Below are 17932 nucleotides of genomic sequence, written 5' to 3'. Positions count from 1 at the left end.
ACAATATTCCGATTGGCAGCAGCAAAAGATTCAAGTTCAATACGAACACAAGGGTAAGTTACAATAACAGGATAGGCTATCTGACCGTGAAGAAACAGAGCCAGCGGAATATTTCAGGGACACTGGGGCTTTCTGAAAATATCAGTATGAGCTACAACAAGGCATGGTACTACGGACAATTGCGAGCCAATGTCAGGTTTTCCAAAACCGACAATACTTTAGAGGGGCGGAAGAGCCAGGAAAATACTAATTTTGGCGTGTCATACAATACCCAGCTAAGGTTCAGGTGGAACATCGGTGTTAATTCGAATATCGATTACCGGGCAACCAGGGGATTGTCTTCCGGATACAATAAAGACGAGGTGATTTGGAACGGAAGTATCAGCAAGCGTTTCCTGAAAGGGAATAAGGCCTCCGTTGCAGTGGAATGGACGGACATTTTGCAGCAAAGACTGAGCATATCACGGAATGTGACGGCAAATTATATTGAAGACAGGGAATCTAACCTACTGACCAGTTATGTATTGGTATCTTTATCATACCGGTTCAATACGATGGGAGGGAAAAAGAAAAGTACTTCCCCGGGATCCAGACAAGGATCATTTGAATCTTACTAAATCTTTATATCGGATCATCTAAACATATTTTGCATACTATTAAAATATTTCATAGTTCAGGAAAATGGTGAAATAAAACAAGTCTTATCCTGTTAAAAGTAAAAAAGCTGCCATTGGCAGCTTTTTTACTTTTAACAGGATAACGTCTCTATTGATTTTCCTTATCGAAAGCCGAATCAAAAGCTATATCAGATGGTGTGAAATCAATTCCTTTCACATATTCGCATGATTCTGCAGCCCCATGTTCACGGTCCATTCCGCTGTCTTCCCATTCAATGGAGAGAGGGCCGTTGTAATTGATCCTGTTTAAGGCACGGATAATTTCTTCGAAATCAATATCACCACGGCCGACACTACGGAAATCCCAATAACGGCGACGATCGCCGAACGGCAGATGCCCTCCGAAGATTCCGGCTTCCATCGGTTTGGAACTCCAGCCCACGTCCTTCATGTGCACGTGGAAAATACGGTCGGCAAATTTGTAGATAAAATTGACATAATCCACTCCCTGATATCCGAAATGACTGGGGTCGTAATTAAATCCGAAGGCCGGATGGTAATTCACTGCTTTTAGCGCTCTTTCTGCCGAAGCGATATCGAATGCAATCTCGGTAGGATGTACCTCGAGGGCATAACGCATGCTGAGTTTCTGGAATTCATCAAAGATTGGCGTCCATCGCTGTGCAAAGTCTTCATATCCGCGGTCGATCATTGATTCAGGAACGGCGGGAAAGGAATAGGCCAGGTGCCAGATGGAGCTACCTGTAAAACCATTGACAACTTTTACTCCCAACCGGTGGGCAGCCTGTGCCGTACGGATCATCTCTTCTGCAGCCCGTTGCCGCACACCTTCCGGATCCCCGTCGCCCCATACATAATCGGGAGCTATGGATTTGTGCCGTTCATCGATGGGATCGCACACACATTGACTCAACAGATGGGTGGATACTGAAAATAATTGCAGTCCGTATCCTTCCATGATTTCCCTGCGGTTTTTGCAATAAGCATCATCAGCCTTATCCACTTCGAAATGATTTCCCCAACATGCCAGCTCGAGGCCGTCATAACCCATGGCTTTTGCTTTCTGGCAGACAACCTCGAAGTCGAGGTCTGCCCATTGTCCTGTAAATATGGTAACCGGTCTTGCCATAATAATTAAAAATTTATAATTGAAAATGATCGGTTTTTAAGTAATATAAAACAATTAATGATATGCTTTCTTATCGTAATCAACATGATCAGTGTAGCTTAAGGTTATAATAAATAGCACTGGGTGCTTATTTATTCAATCCATTTTACCCATTTACGGCTGTCATCGTAACCTGCCGTAACAACTGTTTCGATAAACTGCATTCCCCGTAGACCGTCTTCTACATTTGGAAAATCCAGCCATTCCGTTTTCGGTTGTTCTCCTGTCATTTTAGCCTGTACCGTATAGGCAAAGTTACGGTATATATTGGCAAAGGCTTCGATGAATCCTTCAGGATGCCCTGCAGGTGTGCGTGTATTGTATAATGCAACGGGGGATAATGGTCCGTTGTTGCCGATATCTATCTTTTCCGTCGGTCGGTTGGTCCATTTTAGCCATAGGATATTGGGATCCATCTGCTTCCATTCTATACCGCCTTTTTCACCATATACGCGGATGGCGAAAGGATTGGCTTCGCCGGCAACTATCTGGGACGCGATCAGTACCCCTGTAGCTCCGTTTTCATAACGCAGGAGCGCTGCACCATCATCATCGATCGGCCGGCCGGGGGCAAAAGCCTTGATCTCTGCACAGAGCTCGGTTACTTTTAGTCCGGTAATATATTCCGCCAGATGCCATGCATGTGTGCCTATATCACCCATAGCGCCGGCTTTTCCGGAACGTTTCGGGTCGGTACGCCATCCGGCATTATTTCCGCCTTCCAGTTCAATCCGCGAGGATAACCATCCCTGGGGATATTCAACATATACCTTGCGGATTTGTCCGAAATCACCGCGTGCGATGCGTGCTTTGGCTTCTTTTACGGCAGGGTAGCCCGAATAGACATGGGTCAGCGCCAATGTAAGACCGGTTTCGTTTACTTTGTCCTTTAATTGATGAGCCTGCTCCAGGCTGAACGTCATAGGCTTGTCGAGTACTACGTGAAAGCCTTGTTCAAGGGCCATCATGGCCGGTTCGAAATGAAAGAGGTTGGGCGTTACGATGGTCACAAAATCCATGCGTTCATTTTCCGGTAACTTCACTTCATTTTCGAACATCTCCTGGTATGTCTTATAAATACGGTTATCGGGAAGGTAATAAGAACGTCCCGAAGACAGGGATATGTCCGGATCTATGCTGAAACAGCCGCATACCAGTTCAATCTGGTTGTCTATAAAAGCAGCCATACGGTGGATAGCTCCGATAAAGGCATCGCTGCCACCTCCTACCATTCCCATTCTTAGTTTTCTCTTCATGATCTTAAAGTTTTGATTGGTTGATGTATGATTGTGCGAAAGGCAATCCTGTCTTCTTTTGTAAGGCAGGATTGCCTTATTAGATTTGCGTTAAGCTATCAGGCTTTTTTCCATTGTTCCCTCAGGAGGTTCACGGCTGCAGGTACAGTTTCTTCACGTTTTCCGTTAGTCCCACATTCGAAGCTTACATAGCCCTGGTAATTCAATTCTTTTAATGCCTTAAATCCGTCTACGTAATTATCTACGTCACCGTCTTCACCCGGCATTTTCCGATTTCCACGACTGGCAATATGCATGTGGCTCAGGTATTTTCCTCCGGACATCAATGCTCCGTAATCGCTGGTCTCTTCCCAGGTCATGTGCCAGAAGTCACCAAGACAGGTGATGCCAGGGCTACCGGAGTCTTTACACATGGCTGCCGCATCGGCTACCAGGCGCAGAAACCAGGCTTCTTTCCGGTTCAGCGGCTCAAGTATCAGGCTTGTATTATGTTTTACCGCAAATTCACCTAATTCTTTGAGTTGTTCCATCAACACTTCACGAGCTTTAGGCATTTGTAAAGAAGGCTGTTGCCCGTTAAATCCAGGAACAAGGATCATTCCTACCGATCCCAGTTCTCCGCCGGCGGCCATAATTTCTTTGGAGGTATCCATACATTCTTTTCGCTTGGCAGCATCTTCTGCGATCAGCCAGCCCGAGAAACCTGCACAAATAGCACTTACTTTAATGTTACGGCCCCTTAATGCCTGTTGTATTTCATTGATTCTTTTGGATAAACCACGGCCTCCGGGTTCAAAACCGACAATGCCTAATTTTTCCATGTAGTCAAGTTTTTCATTCAGGTCTTTACCGGGAGCTATTCCTTCCTGAAACGAGATGTTGAGCGATACTTTTTTGTTTTTTTTAGCAGGAGCAGCCATCACATCGGACATTGAACCGACTCCCATCATGCCCGCTGCTATGGCGGTAGTTTTGATGAAATTACGTCTGTTTGTATTCATTGATATCTGTTATTGAAATTAAGAAACACTTCTTCAAATATAGGGGTTTTATTTGATCCGGCCTTTTCATTTTATATTTTTTTAAGAAAGAACAATAAAAAATGCGGACCCCGGTTGGAGCCCGCATCAATGAATATAATTAACCCTAACCCCTAAAACATGGAAAAAGCATATCCAGCCATCACAGATATGGCACATAACCGGTTGGTGCCATTCTGGCTGTTCTGCTGTATGGTAAGGAATCCGTAATTCCCACCTCCTTCAACGAAGAATGAGTTTCGTCCGCATTCGTATTTAATACCGATATTTCCGGTAACCCCAAAATTGGTACTTTTCATCTCTCCGGTGATATTGGTATCTCCAAACGGGACGGAATTTTGAAGCGTATTTGCAAAATCGGGTAAAGCGGTAGAAATCTGTTGCTGTGTTTGTGCATCCAGTAAATTCCACATTAATGTTTGTCCGTTTGCATCGGCATACAGGCTACTGGTTCCTTTGGATGCCTGTTCCCCGTTTACAAGAAAAGATACATAAGGGCCGGCATTGATATAAACACTCCATGGTGAGTTACCCAGATGGAGTGTATACTGTGCCAGAATAGGGATCATAACATAGTCGAATTTAACCGTATTCTTTACATCTGCATAATAATACTGGGGGAGGGGCAGTCCCATTAACATACCGATAACATTTTCGTCAGCTCCCATTCCCATTCCTGAGATCATTTCCGTCATCATACGGGAAGTAGGGAAAGCCTGCATTCCGTTCTTTTTTCCTCCTTGTCCGCTGTATTCCACACCCCAGCGCAAGGAGAATGATTTTTTAAATTGAATTTCGGTAAAAATGCCCGTACCAAATGCCGTTCTGGATGAGTATCCATCACTTGCAGGACTCTTAGTACCTCCGGAAGTAATAGTGGGGAAATTGACACCACCCCTTAATCCTACTTTAACATCTTGGGCAAAAGATGTGTATCCTGAAGAAACAAGCATTAAACAGGCGATCATTGTATATAGAATTGTCTTTTTCATCTCAATTATTTTAATGGTCAATATAGAACCTTTATTTACTGATTTTATGGTATAGTTCCGGTTTTACATCTGTTGTTCGTCAACCGTCCATACAAAAGCCCTTAATCCTTGTTGTTCGGCGCTTTCATCCAGTTTACGGAGCGCTTCCAGGAAAGGAGCGACTTTCTGGTCCTCGGTAATTGCAAGTATGGCCGTATTCAGGCCAGGCCAGGCATGGTTTCCGTAATGAGGTTCTCCGTCATTGCTGCCGCGTCCGGCAACAGTGTTCCAACGTGTAAAGCCCCGTATATTGTAGCGATCCAAAAGGATCTGCACCTGATTTGTATGTGCTTGGTTATATGATAAAAAAATTGCTTTCATTGATGAGTTATTTTAAATATATTGTATTACTAAAACATAAGACAAGGTTTCTCCAGTCCTGATCAGGACTGGAGAAATCAAGTTTATTGTTCTTCTTCCAGGTTCATTTCTTTCAATTCAGCGGCAAAACGTTTACGTTCTTTCTTGATATCACCGGCACCGAAGATAGTGTATACCACAGGAACAACGATCAACGTCAGTATGGTTGAAATCGTCAACCCGCCGATGATGGCTATACCCATCGGTTGCCACATTTCGGAACCTTCACCTAATTTCAATGCCATGGGGAGCATACCCAATATGGTGGTCATGGTGGTCATCAATACAGGGCGTAACCTGGATTTACCCCCGGCAACAACAGCCGGGATCAAGCCGGTTCCACGTTCCCTGTTGAGGTTGATATAGTCGATCAATACGATACCGTTCTTTACTACGATACCCACCAACATGATGGCGCCGATCATCGAAAGCATATTCAGGGTGGTATTGGTCAACCATAAGGCGAGGAATACCCCTGTAAAAGCAAACGGCAGCGATAACATGATGATGAACGGGCTTTTGAAGGATTCGAATTGTGAAGCCATTACAATATATACCAATACGATTACCAAAACCAAAAGTGTACCCAGGTCACCGAATGATTCCTGCTGGTCTTCCCAGGTACCGCCTATATTTACGCCGATTCCATCGGGAATAGTGATCTGTGCCAATTCGGCATTGATCCCTGCAACTACATCACTCAATGCAGCATCATAGATGGATCCTGAGACTTTAACCACACGTTCACGGTTTTCACGCTCGATACTCGGAGGAGAGAACCGTTCTACAACCATTCCCAGTTCACGGACGCGGAGTCCCTGTCCCAGATTGTTGTATACCATAATGTTTTCAATATCTTCTATTGACTGGCGGAATTTCTCATCGTAACGAACGATAATGTCATACTCTTCTCCATCTTCGCGGAATTGAGATGCGGTTAACCCGTTGATCCTGTTACGGACAAAGGAAGAAACAGTGGACATATTCAATCCGTATAAGGCTAACTTTTCACGATCGAAATCGATCTGGTATTCCGGCCGATATTCTTCGCGGCTGATTCTTATGTCGCGGAATCCCGGGACATTGGCTGTTTTTTCCTTGATCTCGGCAGCTAATTTATCCGTCGTTTCAAAATCGTAACCATATATTTCGATATCCACGGCATTATCGAACCCGCTACCTCCGGCTGTTGATATCTGGTACTTGACCAGTTCCGGCAATGTTTCCAGATATAGTCGCATCTGTTCTGCCATCTCGAAGATACTCCGGTCCCTGTCGCTGGCATTACCGAACCTCATACGCATCGTAATGATATGGGTACCGTTATCCTGCATCGCAGCAAAAGTGTTATCGGATGATGCTTGCCCAACAGTATAGGTCATTGCCTCGATTTCGGGAAAATCATTGCTGAACTTATTTTGAATTTTTGCGGCAGCTTCCTTGGCAAATTCTACACGGGTACCGATGGGTAACTCAATCGTAGCTGTGATTTGCCCGTTATCTGATTCCGGAATAAATTCGGATCCTACGCGACTTAGCAGGAACAAGCTGGATACAAAAATGGCAACAGCACCTAAAACAACTACCAATCTATGGCGAACAGCCCAGTTCAATATTCCTGCGTACCAGTTATCCAATCCGTCCAACATCTTTCTGATAGGTGCATATATTTTACTTTCCTTCTGCTCCTTACTCTGTCCTTTCAGCATGTAAGCCGATAACATAGGTGTCAGCGTCAAGGCACAGATCACAGACATGGTGATGATGATCGTTACCATCCAGCCCAGCTGCTGGAACATAATACCGGCCAGCCCCGATACCATGGTAAACGGCAGGAACACGGCGATAATAGTTAGCGTTGATGCCATAACGGCTACCCCTACTTCATTGGTACCATAAATAGCTGCTTCACGCGGTTTACTACCCCGTTCAAGATGCGTGGTGATATTCTCAAGCACCACAATGGCATCGTCCACCACCATACCTATGGCGATTGTTAGTGAACTCAGCGATATAATATTGATCGTATTCCCGGAAACCATCAGGTAAACAAACGATGCTACCAATGAGATCGGGATAGTCAGGATAATAATAATGGTTGCCCTCCAACGGCCAAGGAAAAATAATACTACGACCATTACAAAAATACCGGCCAATATGACTGTTTCCGTTAAACTGTTGATACTATCCACTATAAATTCGGATGTATCCATGATAACGCTTAACTCAACGTCGGCAGGCAGGTCTTTTTGCAAAGCAGGTAAGGCTGCGGTTACTTTTTTAGCAATATCCACCGTGTTAGCCCCTGATTGTTTCTGGATAATGATAGTAGCTGAACGGATTCCGTTGGTATAGCTTTCCTGGGCTCTTTCCTCCAGGGTATCTTTCACTACGGCCACATCCGTCATATAAATATTCTGTCCGTTGTATGAGCCTACCACCAATCTTTTCATTTCATCGCTGACATCAAACTCGCCATCGATACGTAACGAATAGGTATTGGAACCTATATCGAAAGTACCTGCGGGCATAATCAGGTTTTCTGCTGCAATAATGCCCCCTATTTGCTCTACGGTGAGGTTATACGCTTCCAGTTTCTGGGGATCTACATTCACATGTACTTCCCGTTTAGGCGCTCCGGTTACGGATACTGTACCTACGCCGTTGATACGGTTCAACGGGTTGGATACACGGTCGTCCAGTATTTTATATAATGCATCGGTACTTTCTTTTGCCGTTGCGGAAAGGATCATCACAGGGATCATATCCGTACTGAACTTGAAAATAATAGGACTTTCCGCATCATCAGGTAAATACTGCTTGATCATGTCCAGCTTATCCCGCACATCATTGGTTGCTACATCAATGTCCGTTCCCCAGGTAAACTCAATGGTGATCATCGACATATTGTCCCGGGAAGTAGAAGAGATGGTCTTCAGATCGCTGACGGTATTCAAAGCATCCTCCAGCACACGGGTTACATTGGTCTCGATATCCTCGGCGCTGGCTCCTGAATAAGTGGTAAATACAAGTATGGTATTGGTTTCTATCTCAGGATATAAGTCGATAGACAGCTTGCTAAGGGAAAAAAGCCCGAACAAGACAATACCGATAAAAATAAGTATGGTACTGACGGGTTTTTTTACTGCTACTTCGTATATTTTCATCGTTAATTATTTATGATTCATAATGTGTTTGAATATTCACGACACAAGATTTATTTTCTATCAGGTTAGCGTGTCGGTCGAATTTTATTCCTGAATCGTGACAGGGGTTCCGTCAAGTAATTTTGCTTGTCCGGCAACAATCACCGTAGCATTGTTATCAACACCCGACAACAACTCGTATGAATTACCGTCACGACGGCCTAACTCAACTCTTTTCTGGTGTGCTATACCGTTTTCCACCACATAGACGAATTTGGCATTCGTACCCATTTGTTTTATTACAGCCATATCAGGAACCACCACATGGTTCATGGTACCAAAATTGAGTGTTACACGGGCAAACATTCCCGGGCGTATTGCCATATCATTGTTGGGAATACTGATTTCTGAAATGAATGTACGGGTCTGTTGGTCGATCGTCGGATAGATCAATGTTATTTTCCCGTCAAATTCACGACCGGGGTAAACATCCAATTTGATTTTCACTTCCATACCTGTTTTTACCGAAGGGAAATATGTTTCGGATATACTTACCTGGATCTTCACCGGGGTTATCTGCATTACATTCAGAATTGCAGGCGCACCTCCATAGATATTTCTCGGGTCAAAGTTACGGGCTGTTACAACACCGTCAATGGGTGAAGTCAATATGGTGTTCTCTTCCAGATTGGCTAATGCTTCACGAGCCACTTCCACCTGGGAGGTCAATTGATCGAATTGTTGTTGTGTAGCACTTCCCAAACGGTAAAGCGTGTCGACACGTGCCAGTTCCTTTTCTGCATTCTGCAATTGGATCTTTGCCTGGATATAATTCGTTCTATCCATTTCAACCAATGTCTGGCCTTTACGTACCCGGTCACCTACTTCAACATATATTTTATCTATACGGCCCGGTACGGTAGTGGCTATATCGTTGCTTTTGAATGCCTGTACGGTTCCTGTTAATTCAACTAGTTGTTCAACAGGTTGTTCTGTTACTTTTTGAACCTTCACCCGGGCTTTGGCGCTTTCTGCATCTTCAGTCTGAACCTGTTCTTTATTGCCACCGCAAGCAGACAGGAAAACAACCATTACCATTAATATACTGCTAAATGCTTTCATTTTATTATTGTTTTTTATGTTTTTTACTATTGTTTTCATTTTTTTGATCTTCCTTGTCATGCTTATAAGGTATTAAGAAGTTTTTCAAGCTCTGTCTGGGCTGATATCACATCATTCATTGCCGAAATATAATTACCCTGTGCTTGTAGCAAACTGGTATTGGCAGTGGTTACATCCATACTGGACGCAACTCCTTGCTGGTATTTCCTTGTAATACTTTCCAGTACACGTTGTGATACATTCATCGCCTCTTTCTGGACACTATACGTTTCAATGGCATTATTTAAATTAAACCGGAGTTGTTTTTCCTGCATTAAAAGCTGGTCTGCCAGCAGATCTTTGTTGTTTTGTGCGGTCTCCATTTTTATTTTGGCCTGCTGTATTTTCGAGTGGCGTTGTCCTGATGCGAAAATCGGGATATTGGCTTGTAAACCGATAATATTTGCAGGTGCCATATCAAATGTAGATGCTTTCAGTTTGTATGTATAATTGTAGAACATAGATACTGTCGGTAGGCAGGATGCCTGTTCCAGCAATACCTGCTTATTGGCCAGTTCCAATTGTTGATCAAGTAACATCATATTTAAATTAGCGTCCATATCAAATTTGGTTCCCAATACATCATTTACCGTATTTTCATTCATCAGGTCATCCAATGTTTCCTGTAGAATGACCTCAGTATCCATACTTACTCCCAAGTGAAATCTTAAGAGGTTATATGCTAGTTCAGTAGCTCTCTCTACAGCTTTGATGTTATTCATTACAGAGGCTACCTGTACTTTTAGCTGGTCGGCATCTGTTTGCTCGGCCACTCCAACTTTTACCATATCTTCCGTGCTTTTGGCCAGCGTTTCTATATCAGTCAGGCTTTTCTGAAGGATTTCCTTGTTTTCTGATGCGATCAACACACTCAGGTATGCACTCCGGATTTGTTGTTTGATATCCAGCTCACTTTGTAGCCGCATCGTTTCTGAAACCTGTTCTCCGATCCGCGACATTTTGATACCGATCCAATAACTTCCGCTAAAAAGTAATTGTGTTACGGAAGCCTGAAAAGTACTGGTCGGTTCTAATGGGATGGATTGTCCAAACAAACTCATTTTAAATCCCATCATGTTCTGATAATCCAAAGTCGCACTCAACTGTGGCAATCCGGATGAAATTGTCTCCCAAACCTTTTTTTGTGCTTCGGAAACAGAAAGCCCGGCGTTCCAAACAGTTTTGTTGTGTTGTAAAGCATGCTCCTGAGCTTCCTTCAATGTAAGGCTCAGGGGTTCCTGGTTTTCCTGCGGTGTTTGTGCATAAGTCGCTATGCTTATGCTAATTCCGACAATACAACAGATAATTTGTTTAAATCTGATTTTCATTTGATATGATATTTATTACTTGTTTACTATTGGGTTAATAGATTCGGAAAATGACACTACTTTATTGTTTAATTATTCTCCATTCCGCGCCGCTAAAGTAGATGGCATTTACCGACCACATTTTAAAAATATACCGAAATGACATTTTTCAGCGCCTAACCGGAATATCCAGTTACTGAAATGCCTGTTTAAAAATCCTGTTTCCATGACTTATTTTGTTAATTGATTAATTATTTTTAATCCCTTTGGCGTACATATACCTCTGATGAATGAAAGAACCATGTTTTTGAACACTTCTAATAATGAATAGCCATCTAATTTCTGATCATTTATTGCAATTCCTTCAGCTTGTTGGGCGAAAAAATAGGCGATGATTTCAGGATTCAGGTCTTCCCTGAATACACCTTCCTTCATTCCCTGTTCCACTAACGCTTCCATTTCCTTTTGTTTGTCATCCTGCTGGGAGAGCAAAATATTCTGATATACTTCAGGATAATATTTTTTGATGTCCTCGATGATCATATACCGTTGTTTCCTTGCCTGTTCCGCCCCTTTTCTGAGCAGTATCACCGTTGCCTCGATCACATTGTCGGATTCGGCGAAAACCTTTTCGGAAAACCGTCTATTCTCCCAATAAACCTGATCCAGGCAGGCCACCAATATTTCTTCTTTGTCTTTAAAGTTTTCATATATGGTCCGCTTTGACATTCCGATATGCTTGGCGATATCATCCATGGTAGTGCTCTTAAGACCGGATAGTCTGAATAATTCTTTGGCTCCTTCTATGATACGCTCTTTACTCATCCTTAATTTATGAATAATTACGGATGCAAAAATAGATAGAAAACTCAGAAAACAAAAAAAGTTTTCTCGTTTTTTTAGATTTTTATGATAATAAATTTCCTGACCAGGATTTTTACTTGTGTTTATTTGTGTGTGCATTATGCATAATGCTACGTTTGTTGTAATTGTATATGTTGAAATTTTCCTTGCTAATGTACGGTGCAATACAAATTCTATGCCTTTATTGAAGGAAATGATCATATTTTTCTTGTGAATATTAAAATATATCTGGTTTGATTTATTTTATTGCTTTGTATAACGAACGATTTTATACAAAAATGCCACACCAGTCAGTGGCAAACAATAAAAAATCGACGAACAATATGAATTGTCCGACGAATGATGTCTATTGAATGGTAAATTTTAAGGAATTATTGAGTATTCAAATATTCAATTGCTGCCTCTAAGATCTCGTCTTTCCCTTCCCTGACGGATTCCATGGTAGGGTAGACCTCAATGTCCGGAATAATACCTTTCCGTTGGAATTCTGTTCCGTCAAGAGAGAAAAGACCAAAGTTAGAAAATGCTGCTCTTTGATTTCCAGGGAGAGGTATCCACGTAACACGTCCTAATGCGCCTGATGTAGGTCGGCCAATCAAAATGGCCTGATAATTGGTACGGCCAACGAACGCTACAGTTTCTGTAGCACTTTGCGTATTTTCATCTATCAGATAAACAATTTTTCCTTTGTAAAGGCGACGACCTCTGGTATCTTTAGAGGATGCCTGAAAGTCATCAATTAAAACGAAGGCCCCCGGATGTTCCGGATGAGGAAGTACTGTTGGGAATAAACGGGTATTTTTGTTGGACAAGTAACCACCAAATAGCTCCGCATCATAGCTCTGATCCACACCCTTCCGTATGTCAAAAATAATACATGTAACATTGGACAGTGCGTGAAAAACCGAATCAATTCCCTGTTTTGTTAATACGGAGAAATCAACATAGGCAATATCATCGGAAATCCATCTGTATAAACCCGGCTTCTGTTTTTCAAAATCAACAAACGGCATCTGAATTTTAATGGGTTGTCCATTTCTGGAGATAACAATATCCGGTTTATTAAAGAAAATTATTTCAGCTACATAGCTGTTTATCCGAAACTCCTTATTAAGCTGCGTTGAAGCCGGAATCAAAACCGACAGACTGTCGCGGATATGATTTATATTCCTCCCTTGGATAACATCGATAATATCCCCAGGTAACAATCCTCCGGCATCAACTGTTATAACCGTTTGTCCATCTATCATTTCAATAGTATTAAGAGCTTCAGCGCGATAATAATTAGCAAAACTAATATAACCATGCCCATCATTAAGAGCAGCAGCCAATTTTAGAAATGCAATCTGATAGGATTGTATGTCAGCAGCATGGATAAATGGGAAAATAGACATGGTTAATGTTTTGTCCCACGATTGATCCATTAGATATTTGTGGGGAAAAAAATAGTAAATTACATTCCAATATCTGAAAAGAGACAATAAACGATGCTTATATGAAGTATTAATGTCTACCTTATACCCTTTTTCATTTGGCAGCATTGGATTTTCATAATCTATGCGGTAATAAGCCGGAAATTTTACGGTTAGTGAAGCGATCTTTTTCAACTCATTGATGAGTGTTTTATCCAAAAACGAGTTATCCAGCCAGCATAAGTTCATATTCATGTTCAGGGAGTCATTCCAGTCATTGTCTTTTTTACCTGTATATTCTCCGGCCGCCACCAGCATTTTCGCGAGTTCGACATTGACCATTTCCGGTGTAGAAGAATAATTAATATCGACCATTCTGTCCAGTAACACTTTATCCCAATCCAGCTTACCGGCCGTCACATTCGGATGGTAATATTTCAGCAATCCCCAGACGCGACAGGTAATAGCCCATTTAGTAGTGTCGTTGAACGGATAATCACAGATAAATTCGCAGGGGCGGACAAAATATCCCTCCGGTCCGGCATGAGAACGACAGCCCCATAACATAACAATGATAAAAGAAATGAAAATCAGGCTATACTTCATATGTTCTTTTTATTATTAAGACAAATCAAACTCCTCATTATTAGTTATATTAATCCGTACCAAAGTAAGTGAAAGGAAAGATTAAAACAAATTTTTATATAATTTAACTTTCTAACTTTCTAACTTTCTCCCCAAACCATGGATTTTAGAATTTCACCTCATTATGTATTTATTTAGTAGATAACCCATTATGTGGTTTAACTTTTTTTAACAGGTCGAAATGAGCCGTTTACGTGATACATGTGGTATAAAAACCGTATCTTTAACAAAATTTTGCATATTTAGAGAAAAGTATTCTTTTGTTTAATCTATTTAACTGTATTTCATTCGATTAATTATGTCGAAAATCGGAAAGTTCTTTAAGAAACGCCCATGGTTTATTTTTTTCATAGGTGGGCTTTTAGGAGTTATTGTCGTTTTGTTCAGCAACAAAATGATGTATTATACCAGCACTGATGAATACTGCGAAAGTTGCCATGTGCATACTCATGTTTATGACAGTTGGAAACTATCCACACATTATAATAATGAATCCGGAGTGAGGGTACATTGTGTCGATTGCCATTTACCGCCCAAAGGATCATTCAATCATTTTAAGGAAAAAGCCCGTACAGGATTACATGACCTGTGGGCATACTGGACAAAGGACAGTGCGGATTTTAACTGGGAGCAGAAAAGCCAGTTGGAGTATGCGGTAAATATCGTATATAACGAGTCCTGTAAAGAGTGTCATGTTAATCTCTTTCCAAAAGGACTTTCGGACGATGGGGGAACTGCCCATTTGTATTATGAAGAAAATGAGAAGAAATTAAACCTGCAGTGTATCAGTTGCCATTTGGCTGTGGGGCATTACGATCCCAACTACAGCCATGCAAAACTGGACATTATTCCTACTGTGTCTTTTGCTGATGGTGAAAAATTTACAGAACCTACCACGGTAGAAGAGTTTGAAGATTTTACCGAGCAGATACCCGGAACAGCTGTTTCTTTTGATATGGTGGCCATTCCAGGAGGAACCTACAAAATGGGTAGTCCGGAAAAAGAAAAATACCGCCGGGACGATGAAGGTCCTGTCAGGGAAGTAACGGTGGATCCGTTTTTCATGGGGAAAGTAGAAGTGACCTGGAATGAATACTGGTCATTTCACATAGCGACTGCGTCCGAAGGACGTATTCCTCCTGAAGTGATGAAAGAAAGAAACAGGGAGGCCATGACGCCTGATGCGATAAGCGGCCCTACACCGCCATTCGGTAATCCAGAACAGGGATGGGGCGGCGGAGCGCGCCCAGCTATCACCATGACACATTATTCAGCTGAAATATATTGCCAGTGGTTATCCGGAGTAACCGGTAAAAAATACCGCTTACCCACCGAGGCTGAATGGGAATATGCAGCACGTGGCGGTACGGAAACTCCTTATTTCTTTGAAGGAGCGCCCAAGAAATTTACCTCCCAGGGATGGTGGAGGAAGATATCCAGCCCGGATACCACAATGATCAATAGATTTGTCATCTATGCCCTGAACAGCGATATGAAAACGCAGGAGCCCTTTAAGGTCAAAGAAAATCCGTTCGGGTTGAAGAACATGCTGGGCAATGTTCTCGAGTATTGTTCGGACTGGTATGCTCCTGATGCGTATACACAGACAGGGCTTTCAGTAACCAACCCGAAGGGACCGGAAGAAGGTACTGAATATGTGGTCCGTGGAGGTAACTATGCCGATGATGCTGCAGATGTACGTGCTGCGGTACGTGGCGTTACGCAAACCGAAGAATGGTTGAAAACCGACCCGCAACAACCCAAAAGTATCTGGTGGTATTCGGATATCAAGGGGATTGGCTTCCGCGTGGTCTGTGAACCGGATAGTACGATCATCAGTAAATAATAACCAATTTCAATTTAATAAACAAACAAATATCATGAGCAAAAATTCTTTAAACAGAAGAGATTTCTTATCAAGTGCTGCATTGGTAGGAGCTGCTGGTACACTAGGAGCTGGCACATTGCTTACTTCATGCGGCGGAGGAACCAAAGAACCCGCATTGATCCCTTTATTACCGCAAGCAGAATGGAATATTCCTTCATCTTTGCCCGATAAGGCAAAAGACGGAGCCCATTTAAAGGCAGGTTTGATCGGTTGTGGCGGAAGAGGAAAAGGAGCTGCTTCCGATTTCCTGAATGCTGCGCCGAATGTTTCTGTCGTTGCTTTAGGTGACGTATTTGCAGACAGGGTACAGGACTGCCGTAGGCATCTTAAAGAAAAATTCAATCAGGAAATTCCTGATGACAAATGTTTTACCGGTTTTGATAATTATCAGAAAGTCATAGATGCCGGTGTGGATGTGGTATTGATTGCGACTCCCCCTAATTTTCGTCCCGTTCATTTTAAAGCTGCCGTAGATGCCGGAAAGCATGCTTTCCTTGAAAAACCGGTTGCTGTAGATCCCGTAGGTGCCCGTTCTATCATTGCTTCTTCGAAAAAAGCGGTAAGCCAGGGATTATGTGTGATTACAGGAACACAACGTCATCACAAAAGATCATATATCGAAAGCTACAAACAGGTACAAAGCGGATTGATCGGTGAGGTCGTGTCCGGAAACGTATACTGGAACCAATCACAATTATGGTTCCGTAATAAAGAAAAGAACTGGACCAATATGGAATGGATGATCCGTGACTGGGTGAACTGGACCTGGTTATCCGGAGATCATATTGTAGAACAGCATGTACATAATATTGATGTATTTAATTGGTTTACAGGTAAAAAACCGGTTAAGGCTATAGGCTTTGGAGCCCATCAGCGTCGTGTTACCGGTGATCAATATGATATGTTCAGTGTTGATTTTGAATATGAAGGTGGGATCCATATGCATAGTATGTGTCGCCAGATTGACGGGTGTGCCGGAAGAAATACCGAAATTCTTTTTGGAACAAAAGGTGTTTGGTATGGAGGAGACGGACAGACACAGGAAATCAGAGACCTTAAAGGTAATGTGATTTGGAAATATGATAAGGAAAAAGAAAAAGAAGAATTTAAACAAGATAATCCTTATGTGTTGGAACACGTCAACTGGGTAAATTGTATCCGTGACAAGAAACCATTCAGTCAGGCAGAAGAAACAGCCGTTTCTACAATGACAGCCATCATGGGACGTATCTCTGCATATACCGGTGGTGAAGTTACATGGGATAATGTAATGGGATCCGATCTGAACCTGATGCCTGAAAAACTGGAACTGGCCAATGTGGATATCAGTAAATATACTATTCCTGTTCCGGGAAAGGGTAAATAAAGAGAAATTTTTCTTAATGATAAAAAACCGTCTAAAATTACTTAGACGGTTTTTCTTTTTTCAAACCATACTCGTCTATTTCCAACTTACTTTTAATTTTCCTGATTCCCCAGTTCTTGTAATCGTTCTTTTGCAGATTCACTGATTGCTGTTTGTTCGTTATCTGAGGCAATCCGTTGGAGTAATCCGATATCATTTGATCTTTTTATGGCCGCTTTTCTGATATTGTCGTTTCTGTCATTTTTTGCTAAATAATGGATCGTATTCTGACTGGCCGTTTTTTTCAATGCTGACATCCTGATTTCATCATTACTATCATTGATAGCGACATTACTGATAGTATTCTGACTGGCTGTCATCTGAAGTGCCATTTTTCGTATTTCGGGGTTTTTATCATTAAGGGCAACATGGCTGATGGTGTTCTGGCTGGCCGATTTTTTCAATGCTAATATCCTGATTTCATCATCACTATCATTGATAGCAACATTACTGATAGTATTCTGACTGGCACTCATCTGTAGTGCTATTTTCCGTATTTCGGGGTTTTTATCATTGAGGGCAATATGGCTGATGGTGTTCTGGCTGGCCGATTTTTCCAATGCTAATAATCTGATTTCATCATCATTATCATTGATAGCTACATTGCTGAT

14 protein-coding genes are annotated in these 17932 nt (G+C 42.1%); 3 read left to right on the top strand and 11 right to left on the bottom strand.

Annotated elements, in window-relative coordinates; all coding sequences use genetic code 11:
- On the top strand, nt 1–617 hold a 617-nt coding region (locus LBQ60_17680; GenBank protein MDR2039755.1), incomplete at its 5' end, for an outer membrane beta-barrel family protein.
- Nucleotides 618–765: 148 nt separating this feature from the next.
- Here LBQ60_17680 and LBQ60_17675 read toward each other — a convergent pair.
- The 10 genes from LBQ60_17675 to LBQ60_17630 form a co-directional block, all read right to left on the bottom strand.
- Complete coding sequence (locus LBQ60_17675; protein ID MDR2039754.1) at nt 766–1767, bottom strand: sugar phosphate isomerase/epimerase; 1002 nt, start codon at nt 1765–1767, stop codon at nt 766–768.
- A 131-nt stretch (nt 1768–1898) separates the two neighbouring features.
- A complete protein-coding gene (locus LBQ60_17670; GenBank protein ID MDR2039753.1) occupies nt 1899–3062 on the bottom strand; it encodes a Gfo/Idh/MocA family oxidoreductase in 1164 nt (387 codons plus the stop codon).
- A gap of 98 nt (nt 3063–3160) precedes the next feature.
- Nucleotides 3161–4063, bottom strand: a complete 903-nt coding sequence (locus LBQ60_17665; GenBank protein MDR2039752.1) for a sugar phosphate isomerase/epimerase — start codon at nt 4061–4063, stop codon at nt 3161–3163.
- A 152-nt stretch (nt 4064–4215) separates the two neighbouring features.
- Nucleotides 4216–5094 (bottom strand): PorT family protein, encoded by an 879-nt coding sequence (locus LBQ60_17660; protein ID MDR2039751.1) that lies wholly within the window; start codon nt 5092–5094, stop codon nt 4216–4218.
- A gap of 63 nt (nt 5095–5157) precedes the next feature.
- Nucleotides 5158–5454, bottom strand: a complete 297-nt coding sequence (locus LBQ60_17655; GenBank protein ID MDR2039750.1) for a hypothetical protein — start codon at nt 5452–5454, stop codon at nt 5158–5160.
- An 83-nt stretch (nt 5455–5537) separates the two neighbouring features.
- Nucleotides 5538–8660: an efflux RND transporter permease subunit gene (locus tag LBQ60_17650; GenBank protein ID MDR2039749.1), complete on the bottom strand. Its 3123-nt coding sequence runs from the start codon at nt 8658–8660 to the stop codon at nt 5538–5540.
- A gap of 84 nt (nt 8661–8744) precedes the next feature.
- Nucleotides 8745–9800 carry an efflux RND transporter periplasmic adaptor subunit gene (locus LBQ60_17645; protein ID MDR2039748.1) on the bottom strand — a complete coding sequence of 352 codons (1056 nt, stop codon included), beginning with the start codon at nt 9798–9800 and terminating at the stop codon, nt 8745–8747.
- Nucleotides 9801–9823: 23 nt separating this feature from the next.
- Entirely contained in the window at nt 9824–11128 is a 1305-nt protein-coding gene (locus LBQ60_17640) for a TolC family protein (GenBank protein ID MDR2039747.1), read from the bottom strand.
- A 210-nt stretch (nt 11129–11338) separates the two neighbouring features.
- Nucleotides 11339–11932 (bottom strand): TetR/AcrR family transcriptional regulator, encoded by a 594-nt coding sequence (locus LBQ60_17635; GenBank protein ID MDR2039746.1) that lies wholly within the window; start codon nt 11930–11932, stop codon nt 11339–11341.
- Between the two features lie 410 nt (nt 11933–12342).
- On the bottom strand, nt 12343–13989 hold the full coding sequence (locus LBQ60_17630; GenBank protein MDR2039745.1) for a hypothetical protein: 1647 nt from the start codon (nt 13987–13989) through the stop codon (nt 12343–12345).
- A 337-nt stretch (nt 13990–14326) separates the two neighbouring features.
- On the opposite strand from LBQ60_17630, the gene LBQ60_17625 reads away from it, so the two are divergent.
- Together LBQ60_17625 and LBQ60_17620 are read left to right on the top strand one after the other, a co-directional pair.
- Complete coding sequence (locus LBQ60_17625; protein ID MDR2039744.1) at nt 14327–15874, top strand: SUMF1/EgtB/PvdO family nonheme iron enzyme; 1548 nt, start codon at nt 14327–14329, stop codon at nt 15872–15874.
- Nucleotides 15875–15905: 31 nt separating this feature from the next.
- The gene (locus tag LBQ60_17620) at nt 15906–17282 is read left to right on the top strand and encodes a Gfo/Idh/MocA family oxidoreductase (GenBank protein MDR2039743.1); all 1377 of its coding nucleotides are present in this window, start codon (nt 15906–15908) and stop codon (nt 17280–17282) included.
- A gap of 92 nt (nt 17283–17374) precedes the next feature.
- Here the strand turns inward: LBQ60_17620 and LBQ60_17615 are convergent.
- Nucleotides 17375–17932: hypothetical protein (locus LBQ60_17615; protein ID MDR2039742.1), on the bottom strand; the 558-nt coding region annotated here is incomplete at its 5' end.

It is taken from the genome of Bacteroidales bacterium (assembly GCA_031275285.1).
Classification (GTDB): Bacteria; Bacteroidota; Bacteroidia; order Bacteroidales; family UBA4181; genus JAIRLS01.
The sequence above is the reverse complement of the archived record's forward strand: the minus strand, read 5'-3'. Positions and strand labels throughout refer to the sequence as shown.

Bases quoted from the DNA above. Each gene is read 5' to 3' on its own strand.
- LBQ60_17625 (MDR2039744.1), top strand. From the start codon at position 14,327: ATGTCGAAAATCGGAAAGTTCTTTAAGAAACGCCCATGGTTTATTTTT.
- LBQ60_17635 (MDR2039746.1), bottom strand. From the start codon at position 11,932: ATGAGTAAAGAGCGTATCATAGAAGGAGCCAAAGAATTATTCAGACTA.
- LBQ60_17675 (MDR2039754.1), bottom strand. From the start codon at position 1,767: ATGGCAAGACCGGTTACCATATTTACAGGACAATGGGCAGACCTCGAC.
- LBQ60_17630 (MDR2039745.1), bottom strand. From the start codon at position 13,989: ATGAAGTATAGCCTGATTTTCATTTCTTTTATCATTGTTATGTTATGG.
- LBQ60_17650 (MDR2039749.1), bottom strand. From the start codon at position 8,660: ATGAAAATATACGAAGTAGCAGTAAAAAAACCCGTCAGTACCATACTT.
- LBQ60_17660 (MDR2039751.1), bottom strand. From the start codon at position 5,094: ATGAAAAAGACAATTCTATATACAATGATCGCCTGTTTAATGCTTGTT.
- LBQ60_17645 (MDR2039748.1), bottom strand. From the start codon at position 9,800: ATGAAAACAATAGTAAAAAACATAAAAAACAATAATAAAATGAAAGCA.
- LBQ60_17640 (MDR2039747.1), bottom strand. From the start codon at position 11,128: ATGAAAATCAGATTTAAACAAATTATCTGTTGTATTGTCGGAATTAGC.
- LBQ60_17665 (MDR2039752.1), bottom strand. From the start codon at position 4,063: ATGAATACAAACAGACGTAATTTCATCAAAACTACCGCCATAGCAGCG.
- LBQ60_17655 (MDR2039750.1), bottom strand. From the start codon at position 5,454: ATGAAAGCAATTTTTTTATCATATAACCAAGCACATACAAATCAGGTG.
- LBQ60_17670 (MDR2039753.1), bottom strand. From the start codon at position 3,062: ATGAAGAGAAAACTAAGAATGGGAATGGTAGGAGGTGGCAGCGATGCC.